We start from the raw sequence: 2,134 nt of genomic DNA on the forward strand, positions 1-2,134 counted from the left end.
TTCAGGTGGCTTTGGCCCATGCCGCTCTGGCCAGCAACGACGTAGATTTTCTCACGGCCCATTGGGAAAACCTGAACTACCCGATGATTGTGAACAATGGCGGTGAAGAGCGGCTGCAGCGGGTAGGGGTGTTGGTGGACAATACGGTGCAGGGTTATTTGATCGACAAAGCGACTGCAGAAGCCCATGGCATCCAAAATCTGGGGCAGTTGCGCGATCCCCAAATTGCCCGCCTCTTCGACAGCGATGGCAACGGCAAGGCCGACTTGGTGGGGTGCAACCCCGGCTGGGGCTGTGCGGCGGTTACCGAACATCACCTAAAAGTTTATGAGCTAACCGACACCGTCCAGTTTGTGCAGGGGGAATATGACGCTCTGATCGCCGACACGATCACCCGTCTGCAACAGGGGGAGCCCATCTTGGCCTATGCCTATTCCCCCCATTGGGCAGGAGCTTTCCTGAAGCCCGGCGAGAATGTTGCCTGGCTAGAGGTGCCCTTCACCAGCTTGCCGGCGGAGCAGGCGGATGTCAGCACGGTTAACACCCTCGTGGATGGCCGCAATTTGGGCTTTGCGGTAGATCGCATTCGAGTGGTGGCGCGGGCAGACTATCTGCGGGACAACCCAGTGGCGCGGCGGTGGCTGGAGCTGGTTTCCATCCCCATCGAGGATGTGAATGCTCAGCAAAAGCGGGTTCACGACGGAGAGAGATCCCCTGAGGATATCCGCCGTCATGCGCTGGAATGGATTGCGGCAAATCGTCAGCTCTTCGACCGTTGGCTGCAGCAGGCGAGGCAGGTGGTCAGGTAATGGCGGATCTCACTCTGCTCTGGAGTGGCCTGCTGGATCCCTTTGATCAGGTGCGCATCCCCTTGGAAAGCTGGGTCAGCAACGGCGTCCAATGGTTGGTTGCCCACTTTCGGCCTGTGTTTCAGACATTGCGGTTGCCCATCAACAGCTTGCTGCGCAGCCTGCAGCACCTCCTTCTCGCTACCCCTCCAACGGTGGTGCTGGCAACTCTGACGGCGGTGGCCTGGCAACTGGCGGGTCGCCAGGTGGGGATCTTCGCCTTTTTGGCCCTCAGCCTCATCGGCTTTGTCGGCGCTTGGCAGCCGGCGATGGTGTCTCTGTCTTTGGTGCTGACGGCTGTTGCCATCTGCCTGCTTCTCGGGATCCCGCTGGGGGTGCTGTGTGCCTGGTCGGATCCCTTTGAGAAGCTGTTGCGCCCGCTCTTGGATGCGATGCAGACCCTGCCGGTGTTTGTTTACCTGGTGCCGGTAGTTATGCTCTTCGGCATCGGAGAGGCGCCCGGCGTGATTGCCACGGTGATCTATGCCTTACCGCCCCTGATTCGCCTGACCAACTTGGGCATCCGACAGGTGCCCGAAGAGGTGGTGGAGGCAGCTTTGGCCTTCGGTGCTACTCCCCAGCAGATCCTCTGGGAAACTCAGATCCCTCTGGCCATGCCCACCATCTTGGCCGGGGTTAACCAAACCGTGCTTTTTGCCCTGGGCATGTCGGTGGTTACCTCCATGATCGCGGTGCCGGGGCTGGGGCTGGTGGTGCTGCGGGGTCTCAACGGCCTCAACGTGGGCATGGCGGCCACCGGCGGGCTTGGGATCCTGTTGCTGGCCATTCTGCTGGATCGGGTCACCCAACGGGTTGGGCAAGCAGACTTTCAGCGCTTTTGGTATCGGCGCGGGCCGATTGGCTGGGCCTGGCAACGCTGGCAGCAGTGGCGAATGCGCAGGCAGCGCGAACTTGGCTGAGATCTCTGGCCGTTTGGGCGTTATTGGAACGTTGCTCGGACTCTCCTCTCCCAACAGGGGAAAAGGGAGTACGTGACGTACTCCCGCACTCATGCTGACGCATAGAGTGCGGGCTTCAAGGACTACGTCCCGCTTCGCGAACAGTGACTCCTGCGCGATAGCAGGACATTTCCTGAGCTTTAAGAACGGGACGCCCCACCGCTCTGGATTTAATAATGAGTGCCGAGTTTTGGTCTCGGCCAATACTCAACCCGCAATGCGGACAATCATGCCACCGCTCATCTAGCTTTTTGGGCACATCTCGACCGCACCCTGAACACTCTTGGCTGCTGCCGCGGGGATCCACTGCAATGGTCAGCAACCCAG

The 2,134-nt window shown here is 60.1% G+C and carries 3 protein-coding genes; 2 read left to right on the forward strand and 1 reads right to left on the reverse strand.

The window, feature by feature from the left end; genetic code table 11:
• Nucleotides 1–809 (forward strand): glycine betaine/L-proline ABC transporter substrate-binding protein ProX (proX, locus tag NW844_RS09060; protein WP_414335064.1); only part of this gene is annotated, 809 nt, incomplete at its 5' end.
• Nucleotides 809–1,768, forward strand: coding sequence for an ABC transporter permease (locus NW844_RS09065; protein WP_414335065.1), 960 nt, complete (start codon nucleotides 809–811; stop codon nucleotides 1,766–1,768). The genes proX and NW844_RS09065, both read left to right, overlap by 1 nt.
• 115 nt (nucleotides 1,769–1,883) lie before the next feature.
• Here the strand turns inward: NW844_RS09065 and NW844_RS09070 are convergent, their stop codons facing one another.
• Entirely contained in the window at nucleotides 1,884–2,129 is a 246-nt protein-coding gene (locus NW844_RS09070) for a zinc ribbon domain-containing protein (protein ID WP_414335079.1), read from the reverse strand.
• Nucleotides 2,130–2,134 lie beyond the last annotated feature (5 nt).

It is taken from the genome of Synechococcus sp. H55.2 (assembly GCF_047462495.1).
Lineage (GTDB): Bacteria > Cyanobacteriota > Cyanobacteriia > Thermostichales > Thermostichaceae > Thermostichus.

What these genes read in the sequence shown, in the direction of transcription:
- NW844_RS09065 (WP_414335065.1), top strand. Translation starts at nt 809, where the DNA reads ATGGCGGATCTCACTCTGCTCTGGAGTGGCCTGCTGGATCCCTTTGAT.